Source organism: uncultured Flavonifractor sp. (assembly GCF_944385615.1).
Classification (GTDB): domain Bacteria; phylum Bacillota; class Clostridia; order Oscillospirales; family Oscillospiraceae; genus Flavonifractor.
The window spans coordinates 23,098-39,373 of the sequence record NZ_CALWXV010000004.1; the positions used below are offsets into that span (position 1 = coordinate 23,098).

At 58.4% G+C, this 16,276-nt stretch carries 15 protein-coding genes; 6 read left to right on the top strand and 9 right to left on the bottom strand.

All coding sequences use genetic code 11. The annotated features are described in order from the left end of the window. Positions 1-176: 176 nt before the first annotated feature. Positions 177-1,994, bottom strand: coding sequence for a methyl-accepting chemotaxis protein (locus Q0J75_RS02310; protein WP_297196401.1), 1,818 nt, complete (start codon positions 1,992-1,994; stop codon positions 177-179). Positions 1,995-2,084: 90 nt separating this feature from the next. Next, positions 2,085-2,801: a cell division ATP-binding protein FtsE gene (locus tag Q0J75_RS02315; RefSeq protein ID WP_297196403.1), complete on the bottom strand. Its 717-nt coding sequence runs from the start codon at positions 2,799-2,801 to the stop codon at positions 2,085-2,087. Positions 2,802-2,875: 74 nt separating this feature from the next. Between Q0J75_RS02315 and Q0J75_RS02320 the strand changes: the two genes are divergently transcribed. Beyond that, complete coding sequence (locus Q0J75_RS02320) at positions 2,876-3,751, top strand: C39 family peptidase (RefSeq protein ID WP_297196405.1); 876 nt, start codon at positions 2,876-2,878, stop codon at positions 3,749-3,751. Positions 3,752-3,829: 78 nt separating this feature from the next. Here the strand turns inward: Q0J75_RS02320 and Q0J75_RS02325 are convergent, their stop codons facing one another. The 3 genes from Q0J75_RS02325 to fliD are packed head-to-tail and all read right to left on the bottom strand — an operon-like array spanning position 3,830 to position 7,017. Next, entirely contained in the window at positions 3,830-4,240 is a 411-nt protein-coding gene (locus Q0J75_RS02325; protein ID WP_297196407.1) for a hypothetical protein, read from the bottom strand. An 11-nt stretch (positions 4,241-4,251) separates the two neighbouring features. Continuing rightward, a complete protein-coding gene (locus tag Q0J75_RS02330; protein ID WP_297196409.1) occupies positions 4,252-4,626 on the bottom strand; it encodes a flagellar export chaperone FliS in 375 nt (124 codons plus the stop codon). Between the two features lie 27 nt (positions 4,627-4,653). Beyond that, complete coding sequence (gene fliD / locus Q0J75_RS02335) at positions 4,654-7,017, bottom strand: flagellar filament capping protein FliD (RefSeq protein WP_297196411.1); 2,364 nt, start codon at positions 7,015-7,017, stop codon at positions 4,654-4,656. Between the two features lie 245 nt (positions 7,018-7,262). Between fliD and Q0J75_RS02340 the strand changes: the two genes are divergently transcribed. Both Q0J75_RS02340 and Q0J75_RS02345 read left to right on the top strand, forming a co-directional pair. After that, positions 7,263-8,054 (top strand): ParA family protein, encoded by a 792-nt coding sequence (locus tag Q0J75_RS02340; RefSeq protein WP_297196413.1) that lies wholly within the window; start codon positions 7,263-7,265, stop codon positions 8,052-8,054. Beyond that, the gene (locus tag Q0J75_RS02345) at positions 8,054-9,010 is read left to right on the top strand and encodes a late competence development ComFB family protein (RefSeq protein ID WP_297196415.1); all 957 of its coding nucleotides are present in this window, start codon (positions 8,054-8,056) and stop codon (positions 9,008-9,010) included. The genes Q0J75_RS02340 and Q0J75_RS02345 overlap by 1 nt, the downstream gene beginning before the upstream one ends. A 62-nt stretch (positions 9,011-9,072) precedes the next feature. Here the strand turns inward: Q0J75_RS02345 and cheB are convergent, their stop codons facing one another. From cheB to Q0J75_RS02365, 4 genes are read right to left on the bottom strand one after another with little or no spacing between them, the layout of a single operon-like run. Then, positions 9,073-10,167, bottom strand: coding sequence for a chemotaxis-specific protein-glutamate methyltransferase CheB (gene cheB / locus Q0J75_RS02350; RefSeq protein ID WP_297196419.1), 1,095 nt, complete (start codon positions 10,165-10,167; stop codon positions 9,073-9,075). Between the two features lie 20 nt (positions 10,168-10,187). Next, the gene (locus Q0J75_RS02355) at positions 10,188-11,033 is read right to left on the bottom strand and encodes a CheR family methyltransferase (protein WP_363315698.1); all 846 of its coding nucleotides are present in this window, start codon (positions 11,031-11,033) and stop codon (positions 10,188-10,190) included. A 16-nt stretch (positions 11,034-11,049) separates the two neighbouring features. Beyond that, entirely contained in the window at positions 11,050-11,523 is a 474-nt protein-coding gene (locus Q0J75_RS02360; RefSeq protein WP_297196422.1) for a chemotaxis protein CheW, read from the bottom strand. Positions 11,524-11,542: 19 nt separating this feature from the next. Continuing rightward, complete coding sequence (locus tag Q0J75_RS02365) at positions 11,543-13,738, bottom strand: chemotaxis protein CheA (protein WP_297196425.1); 2,196 nt, start codon at positions 13,736-13,738, stop codon at positions 11,543-11,545. A gap of 146 nt (positions 13,739-13,884) precedes the next feature. On the opposite strand from Q0J75_RS02365, the gene Q0J75_RS02370 reads away from it, so the two are divergent. From Q0J75_RS02370 to Q0J75_RS02380, 3 genes are read left to right on the top strand one after another with little or no spacing between them, the layout of a single operon-like run. Continuing rightward, positions 13,885-15,324, top strand: a complete 1,440-nt coding sequence (locus Q0J75_RS02370) for a hypothetical protein (RefSeq protein ID WP_297196427.1) — start codon at positions 13,885-13,887, stop codon at positions 15,322-15,324. Then, positions 15,311-15,655 carry an EscU/YscU/HrcU family type III secretion system export apparatus switch protein gene (locus Q0J75_RS02375; protein WP_297196429.1) on the top strand — a complete coding sequence of 115 codons (345 nt, stop codon included), beginning with the start codon at positions 15,311-15,313 and terminating at the stop codon, positions 15,653-15,655. Before Q0J75_RS02370 ends, Q0J75_RS02375 begins: the two co-directional genes overlap by 14 nt. Then, positions 15,652-16,227: a PilZ domain-containing protein gene (locus Q0J75_RS02380; RefSeq protein ID WP_297196431.1), complete on the top strand. Its 576-nt coding sequence runs from the start codon at positions 15,652-15,654 to the stop codon at positions 16,225-16,227. The genes Q0J75_RS02375 and Q0J75_RS02380 overlap by 4 nt, the downstream gene beginning before the upstream one ends. Positions 16,228-16,276: the final 49 nt, after the last annotated feature.

The following is a 16,276-nucleotide window of genomic DNA, read 5'->3' on the forward strand; positions in this document are numbered from 1 at the left end:
AGCGTCAAAAAAGTGGCTATGCCACTTTTTTGACGGGATATAGCCCGTTGCATCTATGATTTGTCCACTGGACAGAACATGATATACCCGCGCCCTGAGGGCGCTTTACCAAGGGCTTCTTCCAGGCGCAAAACGCGCCAAAGGCTCTGATGGTAGCTTCCACCAGAAATAAGGGTTTAATACTTGCTGAAGCGATTTTCGTCGGCCACAGGCTCCTCCATAAAAGATTCAACGGGAGCGGGGTGCTCCTGCTCGGTGGGGGTGAAGGAGGGAGTGGGGGCAGAGGTGGTATCAGGGGCAGAGGGAGCGGTGAAGGAGGCAAAGGGGGATGCGCTGTCCCGCAGCCGGAACCGCTGGACCATCTGCTTCATCATCACAGCCTGAGAGGACAGCTCCTGGCTGGCGGCGGCAGACTCCTCACTGGTGGCGGAATTGGTCTGTACCACGCTGGAGATCTGGTCCATGCCGGTGGTCAGCTGGGCAATGGCCTCTTCCGCGGAGACAGTGCTCTCAGCCAGCTTGTCCATGTACTCAATGGCCACACTGGCATACTCCACCGTCTTCTGCATGTTGGCATCCACGTCCTCGGCCAGCTCGCCGCCATGCTGCACCGCAGCCATAGAGGACTCGATGAGCTTCTTGGTCTGTTTGGCAGCGTAATCGGACTTGGAGGCCAGGTTGCGTACCTCGTCGGCCACCACGGCAAAGCCCTTGCCAGCGCTGCCTGCCCGAGCGGCCTCTACGGCGGCGTTCAGGGCCAGAATATTGGTCTGGAAAGCGATGTTCTCGATGGTGGCGATGATCTTGCTGATATTCTCCTGGCTGGTCAGAATATCGGACATGGCCTTGCGCATCTCCTGCATCCGCTCGTTGCTGATGCGCACCTGACCGGAGGCCAGGTCGGCCCGCTCCTTGGCGGTCTGGGCGGTTTCCCGGTTGCTCCGGGCGGTATGGTCCAGATCGTTGATGGTGGCGGCCAGTTCCTCCACGGCGCTGGCCTGTTCGGTAGCGCCCTGAGCCAGCCCCTGGGAGCCGGTGGAAACCTGATCGGCGCCGGCGGCCACCTGGTCGGCGGACTGGAGAATGCCGCTCATGGTGTCATTGAGCTGGTTCAGCAGATACTCGATGTTATCCTTGATGGGGGCCAGCTCGCCGGGATACTGCTGGCTCATGGAGCAGGCCAGATCCCCGTCAGCCAGGCTCTTGGTCACGGAAACAATGTCCTCAATGGCGTTGTGCAGAATATCCTGAGAGGTTCGCACCGCATCGCAGATGCCGCCGATCTCATCTTTGGACCGGTACTCCAGGTCATAGGACAGATCGCCCTGGCTGAAGGCCACCACGGCCTGCTCCGCCTGGCGCAGAGGACGGGAAATGGAGCGCACCACATACAGGTTCAGCAGAACGCCCACCACAGCGATCAGGATGATGAGAATCACCAGGACTACCACGTCCCGGGTGCTGGTGAACATGACATGATTGGATTGCACTGTACTATTTTGTACCAGCTGATCCATCAGAGCATGTCCGGCCTCTATGGCCACATTCAGTTTGGGGGTACACTCATTTTTGATCAGCTGCTGGGCCAGGGAAATGTTGTCGGCCTGCAGCGCGCTGTCAATGTCGGAAAAAGAAGATCTCCAGCTTTCAATTGCCTGGATAAACTGATCGTCTAGTCCATCGGTGCCGGTATAGAGTGTCTGGATGGTGTTGATCGATTCATCAATAATATCCAGGGAGTCAGAGATTTTACTGGCTGTGCCGGAGTCATATCCAAACAACGCCATATCCCGCAGCTGGCGGGCGACGGCGTTGATTTCACTCTCACATTCCTGGGCGGCGTCCACAATTTCAATGGGGCCGGACAGAATTCCAATGTAATTGCTGCGCACTGAGAGAATCGTATTGATGGAAAGGACGCTCATCAGCAGCGACAACACTAGTGTGACTGCGAAAGAAATTAAAACCTTGCTTCCAACCTTCCTGTTTTTCATTGCGATATCCTCCTGAAACGGTTTAAAACGGACTTATATTATAACGCGGCCTATCTGTACAGACAGACCGGAATTTCTGGGATAGAACCGTCACACCACGTCGCCATATCGGCCTTTCTGTACGTCTCCAAAGATGGTTCCGTCCACCAGCGTAATGACCCGGCGGCGCATGAGGTTGACAAATTTTTTGGCGTGGGTAGCCATAATAATGGTGATTCCATGATGATTAAGCTCAGATAAAAAGAGAAACATATCCCAGGCGGCGTCCTCGTCCAGATTGGCGGTGAGCTCGTCCAGCACCAGGATTTCCGGGTTATTGATGATGGCTCTGGCCAGCTCCACCCGGCGGCTCTCTCCCAAAGAAAGCTCCACAGGATAGCGGTTGGTGGTATGACCCAAGCCTACCATATTCAGTGCTTTCTGTACCCGTTCGGACACGGACTGCTTGCCACGGCCCCGCCCCCGGCCCAGCTGGGCCACGGAGGACAGGTTTTCCCCGATGGTACGCTTACGGGCCAGTGTGGAGAACTGGGGCACATAGCCAAAACACAGCCGCCGGTGGTCCCGCTGCCGCTTGGATAGCCGGGTAACGTTGACTCCTTTGACAAAAACCGAGCCGAAGGTGGGCTGCATCTCACAGGCGATCAGCTTCAGCAAAACGCTTTTTCCAGCGCCGCTGCTGCCGGTCACAAAGACGAATTCCCCCGGTTCAATGGCCAGATCTACGTCGCGGACCGCGTGTATCACCCGTTTTTCGTGCTCCATAGGATAGTCCTTGCCTACCCCTTCCAAACAAATTTGCGGCATAGAGTGCTCCTTATATACAAAGAAAGAAAAATTTGTTATAATGACTTTTACGACCAAAAAGGTGGTGCAAAAGCTTGGGCAAACCAAAGAAACACAGGAAACATTTGCGTACCGTGGGGCTGGTGGTACTGGCGCTGGCCTGCATAGCCGGGGTAGAGCTGGCTGTCTGCCGGTTTGCGGAACCCGAGTTGTTCCACCGTATTACCACTCCAGTGGTGGAGCTGGCGCAAAGCGCCTGGGAACAGGGCAAAGCGCTGTTCGGAAAGCTGCAAAGCGCGGTGGAAGCCGCCGTCCCGACCCAAGCGCCGGAGGAACCGCTGGTGAACCAGATGATCCAAGAGCCGGTGGAGGACGAGGCAGAGCTGGTTCAGGACCCCAAGGTCACCCAATTTGCCGACCGGCAGGGCCAGGAGGTGCTGACCGGCGGCGTGGTAGAACTGGTCTACTTCAACCAGGGCGAAGAGCCATGGGCAAATTCTCTGTACGGACGAGATCCCATCAGCGGCTATGGCTGCGGGCCTACCGCTATGTCTATGGTGGTATCCAGCCTGGGTGACCAGGTGGTGGACCCGGCCCAGATGGCGGAGATCGCCTGTAAAAATGGCTACTGGGCCCCCCACAGTGGTTCCTATCTCTCCATCATCCAGGGATTGGGCCAGCAGTTTGGACTGGAAGCGCAGGCATGCGGAGAGATCACCGCCGACGAACTGTGCCAGATGCTGGCCTCGGGAGAATTGCTGGTGGCGCTGATGGGGCCGGGACACTTTACCAGCGGCGGGCACTTTATTGTGCTGCGGGGTGTGTCCCTGACAGGGGAGATCCTGGTGGCCGACCCAAACAGCCGGGACCGCAGTCTGGCCCTGTGGGACCCCCAACTGATTTTGGACGAGCTGTCTGCCAGCCGGACCAACGGAGCGCCGCTGTGGTGCTTTTCTACACTGGGAGAGTGAGACATGGAAAAAACGGGGATAACCCCCTGTCGATGCGCGGTATGCGGTCGGCAGGGGGCATTTTTGCTGTCAAAAGCACTATTTCCCGTTTTTGGCATAATAGGAAGTGGGACCGCCCAGACGGCGGCTGACGGCCCGATCTGCCCGACGGACCTGCTCCAGCAGGGTCCGGTTTCTCTCCACCTGCTGCAGCAATGCCTGGCCGTCCGGTGAGGTGGGGGGCTGGCTGACCTTGCCTGTGAGCAGCTGGTGCAGCAGTGCGCCGTCCTCGGGAGGAAGCTCGGCACACTGACGGTGCAGTATGGCTTTGCAGTTGGTCAACTGGTCAATCTCCTCCTGCCGCATGGACAGAAACATCCGCACAGACACCTGATCCCGCCGGTCCACTGCCTGGGCCAGCTGATCGGTGAGGTCGGCCACCTCTGTCAGAGAGGTATACATTTTGCGCTGGATGGCCGTAGCGGCGGCCAAGGTCTGATCACTTAACATAGTGCAGGCTCCTATCGGGCAGAGGTATTTTTATCGGCGGCACGGAAACTCTCCCGCAGCTCGCCGGCCATCCGCTTGACCCGGGCCAACTCGGTCTTGTTGCGGCCGTTCTTGACCCTGCTAAGCTCATAGCAGAAGTATTCGTACAGTCGGGCCAGCTGACGGCCAATGTCGTACTGGCGATCCAAGGTGTCGTCCAGGTAGTGGATAATGGCGGTGGCTTTGTCCACTGCCATCTCAAAGGCTGGGTACTGCTCTTTCTCCAGCATAAGCTCGGCCTGAGTCAGCCGCTTGACCAACTCGTCATAGAGCAGCAACAGCAGTTCGCCCTGAGTCATGGTATTCAGAGCGTCCTCCCGGTAGTGCTGATAGCCTCGTAAATCCATGATAGCGGTTCCTTTCTGCCCGGCCAGTTATCCGCCCATCAGGCCAGCCAAGGCCGAGCTCTGGGAGTTCATCTGATTCATGAGCATTTCCAGCTGGGTGAACTTGTTGGTGTAATAGTCCACCTTGTTGGACATTTTGTCCTGCCACTCCGAAATTTGATCCTCAATATCCTTCATCTGGTTCAGCAGGGTATTGTCCAAAGCGGCGCTGGGGGAGTACTTAGAACCGGCTTTCTCAATCAGAACACCCTTGACGTCGCCGTCGGGGGAGGCGTACTTGTCGGTGATCTTCTTGAAGGTGGCCATCAGACCATCGGTAGCGGCGCCATTCTCCGTAGACTTGGTGAAAGCCTCCTGTACCTTGTCCGGGTCGCTCTCCAGAGCCTCCCGGAAGGCCTTCTCGTCAAAGGTGATGGTGGTGAGGCCGTCGGAGTAAGAGGTGCTGATGCCCATGGAGCGCAGGGTAGCGCCGTCGGAGCCGCTGACAGAGATGGCGTTGCGCAGATCGTTGTACAGAGAGGAAAGGTCCCGATCCATGAAAAGGATACCGGTCTTGGCTTTTTCCTCATAGGTTTCAATGGCGGAATCGCTCATATCCTCCTTATCTTCATCGGTAAGGGGCTCATAGGAGGAACCGTCATTCTTCTCCAGCGGCATGGTGGAATAGGCGTTCTTGACCTCTTTGATGATGGTGTTCATGTCATCCACCATCTTCTTCACCGCATCCACAATGGTATCCGCGTCCATCTTGCTGGTGAAGGTAACCTTATCAGCGTCAGTCTTGGCTTCAAAAGTTCCATTCAGGGTAATGTTCATACCATCTAAGTCAAAGGAATTGGAAGAACGGGTCAGCTCCATGGTCTGGCCATTGATGGTGGCGCTGATCTTGGCGTCCAGACCCTCGGAATAATTGGTACCTAAATCCTTCCGAAGATCTCCCTTCTCATCCAGAGTTGCTCCGAACAGGGAATCTCCCAAGCCGCCTGCTGCAATTTCGATCCGTCCGCCTGCGCCGGTATCCTTGGCGGTAAAGACAAATTGATTGGTGGTTTTGGAGTAAGTGACGTTGACTCCGGCCTCAGTATTGGAGTTGATGTCGTTGATGATGGTGTTCAGCTCGGTGTCTTTGTCGTAGGTACCAATGGTCACCCCGTTGATTACCAGGTCCTGCTTGCCGCTGGTAAGGATGCCCAACTGGCCCAGAGTCTTGGTGGTGTCCACATAGCTGGTCAAACCGTCTTCCATACCGAGAGCGGCGGCGACGCCGGAGTCAGAAGAGGTGACGGAAACCGTGGAGCCGGCTCCCACGGGGGAGAAGGAAAGGGCGCCATCCTTAGCCCCTACGGTGATCCGATCGGCGCCAAAGGCGTCGTTCAGCTTGGTTTGCAGAGCCGCAGCAAATTTTTCCGAATTGGACATGGAACCACTGGGATCTGCTGCTTTCAGATCATCCTGAGAGGGCAGCTTGATGGTCTTGCTCTGGCCGTCCAGGGTAACGGTAATAGACTTGCCGTCCAGATATTCCGCTACAGTGGCGTCCTCATCTACCACATCGGTAGAGGAGAGGGAAAAGCTGCCTTTCTTGCCGATCACGGAATCGACGCCACTGATCATGTCCTTCAGGCTTCCGGTGACGCTGCTGACATAGACGTTGTTGCCGCCGCCGGATTTATCGGTAAAGGAGACGTTACCGCTGCTGTCTACACTGACGCCGATCACGCTATCTGCTGTGACGGAGGAACCGGAACTGGTGGTGATCTTTTGCTCCGACAGTTTGTCCTCAATCGCTTTTTGATAAGCGGCGGCATCAAAATCACCGTTTTCATCCACATACAAATCTTGATTGTCAAAGTCGATGGAAACGCTCTTGGAGCCATAGGAGAGGGTCAGAGAACCAGACAGCTTGCTCAACGGCATCTTCTCATCAAGGTCTTTCATGGCAGAGCCGGTGGCGCCGCTGGCGGCAATATTTTTGGTGCTCGTATACCGCGCAGAGCTGGCCAACTGTCTGACCGCATTGAGTACAATATCACTGCTGGACTTACCGGAAGCGGAGACCAGGGCGGAATTGGTGCCGTTGGTCGTGGTCTTCACGGCGTTGTTGAAGAAGCTGGAGCTAGACAGGTTGGTGTCAGAGTAGATGTAGGAGGAGTAATTCCGGTCAAACTCTACAAGCTTGTCGGAGATGCTCTGGATGGCCTGCTGCTGCCATTGATATTTGGTGTTTTTGTTCTGAAGAGACTGGATTTTCTGCTGATAGCTCTGGACCAGACCAGAGATGAGCTCTTCCGTGTCCAGGCCGCTGGCCAGACCGGAGATGATGTTATAGGAACGGTTTCCATAGATGCTGGAAGAGGAACTAGAGCCGGACAAACTGCTGATGGATGCCATAACATTCACTCCCTTTTCATAGTTTCAAAAAAGAGAACTGGATCACGGAACACTGTACCAGATGCTCGCCTTATTGACAAAAATCGGCCTTTTGAGTACAATGACCTGGAACGTATTTATATATTCTCTCATCACTTATATCGTCCGCCATGGCGAAAGATTAAGGGGCCTGCCGCATTTTTTTCTAGGAATCGGGAAAAAACGGCAGGCGGACTGCCCCAGCGGACGAACTGGAGGCCATCAGTATGTCAGCTTCGATGATTGCCGTCACCAACCAGAAGGGTGGCGTTGGAAAAACGACCACAGCGGCCGCCCTGCTGTCCAGTCTGCACAACCGGGGCGCCCGGGTGCTGGGTGTGGATCTGGACCCCCAGGGCAGCCTGGGATTCAGTCTGGGCCTGGATATTGAGCGGTGCGCTACGATTTACGACGTGTTCCGGGGAGAGATGGAGCCACAAGAGGCCATCTCCCACACGGACGTATGTGATCTGCTGCCCTCAAATATTTTGCTGTCGGGGGCGGAGATGGAGTTTAACCGCCCCGGCCGGGAGTATTTGCTCAAGACCGCCCTGTCCAAGGTGGAGGAAAACTATGACTATATCATCGTGGATACCCCTCCTGCCCTGAATCTGCTGACGGTCAACGCCTATGTGGCGGTGGACAGCCTCATCATCCCCATGGCCCCTGAGGTGCTCAGCCTGCTGGGTGTTTCCCAGATCAAGGAGACCATTGAAAGTGTGCGGGAGTATTTCAACTCCCGGCTGGAGGTGCTGGGGATTCTCCTGAACAGGTATGCAGCTCGATTCAACCTGAATCGGGAAGTGCTGGAGCTGGCGGGCCAGATTGCTCAGCAGCTGCATACGGTGGTCTTTGAGGCCAAGATTCGGGGCAGCGTATCGGTGGCGGAGGCCCCGGCCCATGGGCTGAGTGTGGTGGATTATGCTCCCTCCTCCAAGCCGGCCCAGGACTTTGAGCAGCTGTGCGACCAGGTGGCAGGCGCCCGTTTCCCACGGGTTAAGAAGGGAGGCAAAGGCTGATGGCGGGCAAAAAAGGCAGCCGCACCAGCAAGACCGACCATGTGCTCAGTCTGCTTTCCGGCGGCGGAAAAGAAGAACCGCAGACTACGGCAGAGCAGGAGCAGACCCCATCCCCGGCGCCGGAGCAGCCCAAGGCTGATCCGGCACCCAAGGAAAAGAAGGAGAAAGCGCCTGTCCGGGCAAAAGAGACTCCAAAGGAAGAAGAGAAGGTTCAAGAGGAGCCTGTTGCTCAGGAGAAGGAGGCCCACCCGGCCCAGCCTGCCCGGAGAGAAGGGGAACGGCTCACCGCCCCCATTTTGCAGGTGGCACGGACCAACCACGAGGCTCTGTCTGAGACCATCCGGGGCGCACTGAGCCAGGCTTTGGAAGAGGAACTGGCCGAGACCCAGCCGGAACAAGTGCAGGAATCCGAGCTGATGCCCGAACCGGTACCGGAACCGGAGCTGGAGCCTGTGCCTGTGGAAGCGCCTGCTCCCACGCCGGAGCCCATTTCTGTACCCCAGTCCGTTCCTGCACCGGAGGCTGTTGCTGTGCCGGAGCCCGCTCCCGCACCAGAGCCTGTTTCTGTGCCGGACCCTGTTCCTGCACCTGCGCCAGACCCAACTCCCAAGACCGCCACTCGGCCGGAGCCAACCATTCAGCCGGAGGAGGCTCCCTTCCTGCCCCGGGAGGTCAAGCTGCCTGACGGGGCGGTGTGCGTCAATGTGATGGAGCTGCTGGTGGAGGAACGGCTGGAGCGCTATGTGCGGATGTTCGGCCTGTGTACCTGCCCCCGGTGTCTGGCCGACGCCCGAGCCCTGGCCCTGACCCGTCTGCCCTCCAAGTATGTGGTGCTCAATGGGGATACCGCCATTCCTACTCTCAGTCTGTATCGCTCCAAATTTGAGTCCATGGTTATCGCCCAGGTGATCCAGGCCTGCAAATCGGTGATGGAGTCCCCCAGACACATACTCTAAATCCATAACTATAAAAAATGACCGCCTGAAAAGGCGGTCATTTTTGTACCCAATTAGACGATTTATCGCTCGTTTTTCAGGTGCTGCATCAGCACCGAGGCAATGTTATAGCAGGAGGCCTGAACAGCGACAGCCCCGATTTCGTGGGCCACACAGGGCATCCCATACACCACACAGGAGTCTTTGTCCTGGCCGATGGTATAGGCTCCAGCCTTACGCATTTCCAGCAGGCCGTTGGCGCCATCCCGGCCCATGCCGGTCATAATAATACCCACCATGTGGCATTTTACCTGGGTGGCCATGGAGGAGAACAGGGCGTCCACCGACGGGCGGTGGCCGCTGACCTTCTCCCCCGGCTGGCAGGAGAGGGTATACCGGGTGCCCATGCGCACCACCCGTGCCTGGAGATCGGCGGGGGCGATCAGGGCCAGACCCCGGTGGATCTCATCGCCGTTTTTGGCCTCCCGTACCTCCATGGCGCACAGCTTGTTGAGGCGCTGGGCGTACATCTCGGTAAAGCCGGGGGGCATATGTTGGACGATGACCATGCCGGGGATATCGGCAGGCAGGCGCTTCAAAACCTCCAGGGTGGCTTCGGTACCGCCAGTAGAGGCTCCCAGGCCGATGATGGTCCGGTCCAGATCCAGGCCGGTGCTCCGGCCCAAAATGGCAGGGGCGGCGGGAGCAGCTGGAGCAGCCGAGCGAGCGGGAGCAGCAGGGGCCGCCGCTGTATGGGGCTCGGACCGGTGGGGGGGCACTACCTTGGCGCAGGAGGCCACCACGATCTTCTGGTGCAGAGAGCGGAAAAAGGCGTCTCTGCCCTCTGCGCTGTCTGGCTTGCGGACAAAATCCACCGCGCCCGCGGCCAGCGCGTCAAAAACCCGCAGGTTCAGACTGGAAACCAGGATCACCGGCAGGGGGTGCTCCGGCAGCAGCTTGGCCAGAAAATCAATGCCGTTGGTGCCGGGCATCTCCACATCCAGGGTCATGACGTCGGGATTCAGCCGGAGGATCTTGGCTTTGGCGTCCAGCGCGTTGATGGCGTAGCCCACCACTTCCACATTGGGAAAGCTGGACAGGCCTTTGATCAGAAAGGTACGGGCCACTGCGGAGTCGTCCACCACCAGCACCCGGATTTTATGCTGTGAGGGTAACATTATGGGTTGTTCGCTCCTTCCTATGAGCGGATCGGGGCGCCGCTTTTACGGTAGACAGCCGGAGCCACCATGCGGAACAGAGGGGTCTGGCCCAGAGATTCCGAATGGCTGATAAACAAATAGGCGTTGGGAGTCATAGCGTCATAAAAACGCTGAATCAATGCGTCCCGTGTGCTCTGATCAAAATATATCATCACATTGCGGCAGAAGATCACGTCAAACTTCAGCTTGAAGTGAATGGGGTCCATCAGATTGAAGGTGCGGAAAATCACATTGTTCCGGATGACCGGGGCCACGGTATAGCTGTCCTGGCCGGTTTTGTTCTTGACAAAGTAACGCCGCAGCCACTCCGCCGGCATATCCGCCGGCGGCTGGTAGACGGCGGCCTTGGCCTTTGCCATGGCCTGCTGAGAGATATCGGTGGCCAGAATCCGGGTGTCCCACTGATTGGCCTGGGTGCCGAAATATTCCTTCAGATAGATGGACAGAGTATAGGGCTCCTCCCCGCTGGAGCAGCCCGCGCTCCAGATGGACAGCACCTTGTCCCGTTGGTGGCGCTTCTCCAGCTCGGGCAGGACAGTGTTCTGAAGAAAGGTGAAGTGTTCCTTTTCCCGCAGGAAATAGGTGTAGTTGGTGGTCAATTTATTGAGCACCAGCTCCAGATCTTCAGGGTCCTTGCTGGTGAACAGATGCTCCAGAAAGGATTTGAAATCAGGATACCCCTTGGCCTTCAGCGAGTGGGAGAGACGGCTGGTGATGAGCTGCCGCTTTTTGCTCAGGTCGATGCCGTAATTTTTATGGATAAAGGTGACCAGCCGCTGAAAATCCGCATCGGTGATGACCAGATCGCGAAACATCATTTCCATGGATGGGCGCCCTCCCTTAGGCGTGGTCCATCAGACGGGTACAGTCAAAGGCCAGCATGGTCTCTCCGTCCTCCAGAGAGCACATACCGCACACCAACTCGTTGGAGCTTTGGGGCGGGACAGGCAGCAGGGCGGATACATCCAGATCCACCATCTTCTGCACCTGATCCACCAAAATGCCCACCTGGGTGCCGTTGGACTGCAGGATCATCATGCAGTCGCTTTCACAGGTCCCGTGGCCCAGCAGATGCCGGATATCCACAATGGGGATGATCTGGCCGCGCAGGTTGATGATGCCCCGGATATAACCGGGCACCAGGGGCAGTCTGGTGATGGTGTGGCCGGTGATGATCTCCACCACGGCCTCCGCCGGCACGCCGAACAGCAGCCCGTCGGATACGAACAGCAGATATTTTTCCGTCTGGACGGCCGCGACTTCCTCAGTCTCGGAGTCGGGCTGCTCCCTCTGGAATAAAACGTCCTCTTGCATGGTGAATTACCTCTCTTCCTTACTGGGCATAGGTGTACAGGTTGGACACATCCAGGATGATGCTGATGTTGCCGTCGCCCAGAATGGTACAGCCGGCGATCCCGCTGGCCTTGATGTTGAAGCGGTTCAGATAGGAGGGCAGGGGCTTTACCACCACCTGCTGCTCGCCCAGCAGCTCATCCACAAACAGGCAATAGGAATTCTCGCCCGAGTCCAGCCAGATGAGGATGCCGTCTTCGATGTTGGTGACGCCGCCTTCCATCTGGTACAGATCCCGCATACGGATGACCGGATAGAAGCTGCCCATGCACTTGAACATTTCCCCGCCGGTGGCGTCCCGGATCAGGTCGTTGTCGGAGATCTTGAAGGACTGGCGGATATTATGGATGGGGATGGTGAAAATAGAGCCGCCCACCGACACCTCCATGCCGTCCATGATGGCCATGGTCAGGGGGATCTTCAGGGTGGTGGTCATGCCCACGCCGGGCTCGCTGGCGATGGAGACGGTACCGCCCACCTCTTCCACATTTTTCTTTACCACGTCCATGCCCACGCCGCGGCCGGAGAACTCGGTGACCTCGGCGTTGGTGGAGAAGCCGGGGGCCATGAGGAAGTTGAGGATATCCTTGTGGGAGTACTCCACGTCGGGCTGGGCCAGACCGTTGCGGATGGCCTTGTTGAGGACCGCGTCATAGTTGACGCCCTGGCCGTCGTCCTTGATCTCGATGATGACCTCGCTGCCGGTGTGGCGGGCCGAGAGGATGATCTCGGCCACCGGGTTCTTGCCGGCGTTGATGCGGTCCTGCACGTTCTCCTCAACACCGTGGTCCATGGAGTTGCGGACGATGTGCATGATGGGGTCGCCGATGCTGTCCACGATGGTCTTATCCACCTCGGTGTCCTCGCCCACCAGAGTGAGCCGGGCCTGCTTGCCCAGCTTCTTGCACATATCCCGCACGATACGGTTCATCTTCTGGAAGGTACCGGACACGGGGACCATGCGCAGAGACATGGAGACGTCCTGCAGCTCGTCGGTGAGCTTGCGCAGCTGCCGGGCGGACTTGGTGAAGGCGTCCAGCTTCAGACCCTTCAGGTCGGGAGAGGCGGTGACCATGGATTCGGTGATGACGATCTCGCCCACCACCGCGGCCAGCTGGTCCAGCTTGTTCAGGTTGACGCTGATGAGGCTCTCCTTGTGATGGGGGCCGCCCTCGCTCTTCTGGGAGACGGGGGTCGCCTGGGTCTGCTTGGCGGGGGCGCTCTTGGCGGGCTGAGCGGGCTCCTGAGCCGCCGGAGCGGCGGGGCGCTCGGGGACAGGAGTGGGGGCGGGAGCCGGAGCCGGCGCAGGCGCCGGGGCTTCCTGAGCCACCGGGGCGGCGGGCTGCTGGGGCACAGGGGTGGGAGCGGGAGCCGCAGCGGGCGCCGGGGCTGCAGGTGCGGCCGGCGCGGCCGCAGAGGCGGAATGATCCACTGCTTGATAGGAGCGGACCGAGCCGGTGGCGGTCACGGAGTGGATAGCGTTGTCCCGGTCAGCCTGGTTGCGGAAGAAGAGGGTAAAGCCGGACTCCACGATCTGGTCGGCGGTAGAGGGATCGGAATCCACGCCCTCGGGCTCATAGATAAAGTCGTTTTCAGAACAGACTTCCCGCACCGAGGAGGCCAGCATATAGGCCCGCAGGTTTTCCATGCCGCAGCCCTCGTCAAAAAAGACCTGCAAGCCATAGGGGAATTCCGACTGGCCGGAACCGGCAGAGGAGGCGGCCTCTCCCTGAGCGGTGGCCTCCTCCGGCGGCTGCTGACCGCCGGAGCGAATTTGCTCGATCAGTCTATTAACTTTTTGCAGCAGGGTGTCGATATTTTCAGTAAGGGGCTGCTCGTTTTCGATGTGCTCCAGCTCCTGACGGAAAAAGTCAATGGTTTGAAACAGTAAGTCAAACAGCTCAGGACGCAGCCCCTCCGGGACGATATCCATGGTTTTATCCCGGATGATGGCAAACAGGTCCTCCGCCCGGTGGGCGATGGTCATCAGGGAGTTATACTCCATCATGGCCGAGGAGCCCTTGACTGTGTGCATGATTCGGAAGATGGTGTTGATGTCCTCCTGAGAGAAACTATCCTGCTGTTCGGCGGCCAGTACGATGCTGTCCAATTGTTCCAGCAGAGTGTTGGTTTCATATAAAAAGGCATCTAAAATGCTATCGCTGCCGGCGCTCATAAGCGGCACGCTCCTTCCTTGGCGTTGGACTTCTATTTTCTTATCGACTCAAATTTCCAGAAAATTAAGAGCAATTGTTAAAATATCCAGGGGCGCGGGCCAGACTTTTTGCGCCCCCAGCTCATCAGCAAGAGGTGGAGCGTACTATGGCAGACCTTTTGGGGGCGGCAAACCGTGTCCCCGGCTATGATAATGTGAACAATAACCGGGCCGCACAAACGGCAATTCGGCCCAATGACCCCCAGATCCAGAACATTCCAGACCCCACGCGGGTGGGACGCCCGGATGCCAGGAGTGATCAGCAGGGGGCCAACGACGCGCTGCAGTCGGATGTGCTGCGCTATGATTCCAATTTGCAAACCTTCCTGGAGCAGCTGCGGCAGACGCCGGAGCTGGCCCAGCTGCTGGGCAAGACCATGGTGCTGCTGCGGAGCATGGCCACCACGCCGGGGCTTCAGGCGGGCATCGCCCAGGAGATGGCCCAGCTGATGCAGATGCTGCAGCTGGACGAGAAGGGCTTTCAGCAGATGTTCATGGAACAGGTACGGGGAGGCAACCGCTTCTCCGGGGCGCTGTTCTCCCTGCTGCGCCAGGCCTACCGGCAGCTGCCCAGCGAAAACGCCCGGCAGGCTATCCTGGAATTTGCCCGGCGGTACAGTGATTTTTCCTCCACCGGACATCTGGGAAAAAACCTGGTCAGCCTGCTCAAGCAGATGCCGGACTATATGCCCAGAAGCTGGCACGGCCAGCTGGAGGAGATGACCGCCCGGCTGGAAAACGGCCTTCAGGCCGGGGCCCGGGGAGAAAATGTGGCTCTGCTGCAAAAGGAGATCATCCCCTATCTGGGCAGCTATGTGGAGCGGGTCCACGAGCGGGGCCCGCTGCGGGCGCTGCTCAATCTGCTGGTGCTCAACACCGCCCGCTATGAAAACGGGGCGGAGGGTCCGCTGCTGGGGGCCTTCCGGCAGATGGGCGGCTACAGCGAGCTGCTCAGCGGTCTGAACAAGCTGGACGACGCGGCCATTCTAAAGCTGCTGCAGGAGAACGACTTTACCCGTTCGGCCGACAGTACCTTTGTCCAGACCTTGGCCCATACGGCGGCCAAGGCCCTGCGGGGGGAGTACGGCGCCGAGGTGCGGGAGTCCTTTGCCGAGATCGTCCGGGCTCTGCTCGTCCATGAGAGTGTGTATATGCCGCTCAACCACATGATATTCCCCCTGGAGTGGAACGGCAAGATGATGTACTCCGAGATGTGGGTGGACCCGGACGCGGAGGAGGAGCAGAAGCAAAGAGACGGAGGAGCCGGGGACAAGGTGCAGTTTCTGTTCAAGCTGGATCTGGAGTCCCTGGGCTTTCTGGAGATCACGCTGGCCGCCCGGCAGGACCAGGTGGACCTGCGCATCTACGGGCCGGATGCGGTCTCCGACCAGAGCAAGATCATTGCGGAGGATATGAAGGAGATTTTGGCCCGGCATCAGCTGTCGGGGAGCAATATCCAGGTCTCCAAGCTGGAAACGCCGCTGACATTGACCCAGGTGTTTCCAAATCTGTTTGAAGGGAAGCGGGGCGTGAATGTCAAAGTCTGAAGCATCGTCGGCCAAGCCGGCCAAGCGGGCGGCGGCCCTGCAATACCGTCCGGGAGACGGCGCGCCGGTGATCGTGGCCTCCGGCATGGGCCACCTGGCGGAAAAAATTGTGGAGGTGGCGGGAGACAACGGCGTGCCGGTGTACGAGGATACCTCCCTGGCCACCGTGCTGACCCAGATGGAGCTGGGCCGGGAGATCCCGGAGGAGCTCTATCAGGCGGTAGTGGATATTTATGTGTACTTTTTGAATTTTGATCCTAAGGACCCGGAAAAATTCCGGCGGGAGCGGAAGGCCCTGCTGGAGCAGAATGGGAAGGAACAAGAGACATGACTTACAAATACTTGATTTTGGACAGCCGGGGAGACGCCGTGGCCCACGGCACCTCGAAGTATGCCCCGCAGCAGGCGGAATGGCGAATGACCATTGACGACGGTGATCTGGAGGAGATCGCCAAGCACACCAACCTGGAGCTGGTGGGCAATTCCGACGCCGTGCCCGCTCTGGAGGTACGGATCGTCCGCCGGGAGGGCAAGACCATCGTGGTGGAGCCCATCCGTCCGCTGGAGCAGTCCCTGCGGCGGAACCTGCGGATCCCGGTCCGCTTTGACAGCTTTATCTACCCCAAGTCCGGCAAATGGAAGGGACGGGCTGCCATCGTCAGCCGGGACCTGAGCTGCGGCGGACTGGGCTTTTACTGTACCAGGCCCCTGGAGGAGCGGGAGCTGGTACAGGTGGTCATTCCGGTCACCAACCAGCCGCTGCTGCTGGACATGGAGATCCTGCACTGGCGGGCCGGGGTGGAGGGCGCTCCATTGTACTCCGCCCGGTTCCCCTCCCTGCTGCGGGAGGAGGAGAACATGGTGCGGGAGGCGGTGTTCAGCCTGCAGCTGCAGGGCACCTGACCGGAACAAGGAACCACCGGACGCGAAATCTGTATTGGAAAGGACGAGA

Bases quoted from the DNA above. Each gene is read 5' to 3' on its own strand.
- fliD (WP_297196411.1), bottom strand. From the start codon at position 7,017: ATGGCATCCATCAGCAGTTTGTCCGGCTCTAGTTCCTCTTCCAGCATC.
- Q0J75_RS02310 (WP_297196401.1), bottom strand. From the start codon at position 1,994: ATGAAAAACAGGAAGGTTGGAAGCAAGGTTTTAATTTCTTTCGCAGTC.
- Q0J75_RS02355 (WP_363315698.1), bottom strand. From the start codon at position 11,033: ATGGAAATGATGTTTCGCGATCTGGTCATCACCGATGCGGATTTTCAG.
- Q0J75_RS02345 (WP_297196415.1), top strand. From the start codon at position 8,054: ATGGCGGGCAAAAAAGGCAGCCGCACCAGCAAGACCGACCATGTGCTC.
- cheB (WP_297196419.1), bottom strand. From the start codon at position 10,167: ATGTTACCCTCACAGCATAAAATCCGGGTGCTGGTGGTGGACGACTCC.
- Q0J75_RS02370 (WP_297196427.1), top strand. From the start codon at position 13,885: ATGGCAGACCTTTTGGGGGCGGCAAACCGTGTCCCCGGCTATGATAAT.
- Q0J75_RS02360 (WP_297196422.1), bottom strand. From the start codon at position 11,523: ATGCAAGAGGACGTTTTATTCCAGAGGGAGCAGCCCGACTCCGAGACT.
- Q0J75_RS02330 (WP_297196409.1), bottom strand. From the start codon at position 4,626: ATGGATTTACGAGGCTATCAGCACTACCGGGAGGACGCTCTGAATACC.
- Q0J75_RS02340 (WP_297196413.1), top strand. From the start codon at position 7,263: ATGTCAGCTTCGATGATTGCCGTCACCAACCAGAAGGGTGGCGTTGGA.
- Q0J75_RS02325 (WP_297196407.1), bottom strand. From the start codon at position 4,240: ATGTTAAGTGATCAGACCTTGGCCGCCGCTACGGCCATCCAGCGCAAA.
- Q0J75_RS02375 (WP_297196429.1), top strand. From the start codon at position 15,311: ATGTCAAAGTCTGAAGCATCGTCGGCCAAGCCGGCCAAGCGGGCGGCG.
- Q0J75_RS02315 (WP_297196403.1), bottom strand. From the start codon at position 2,801: ATGCCGCAAATTTGTTTGGAAGGGGTAGGCAAGGACTATCCTATGGAG.
- Q0J75_RS02380 (WP_297196431.1), top strand. From the start codon at position 15,652: ATGACTTACAAATACTTGATTTTGGACAGCCGGGGAGACGCCGTGGCC.
- Q0J75_RS02365 (WP_297196425.1), bottom strand. From the start codon at position 13,738: ATGAGCGCCGGCAGCGATAGCATTTTAGATGCCTTTTTATATGAAACC.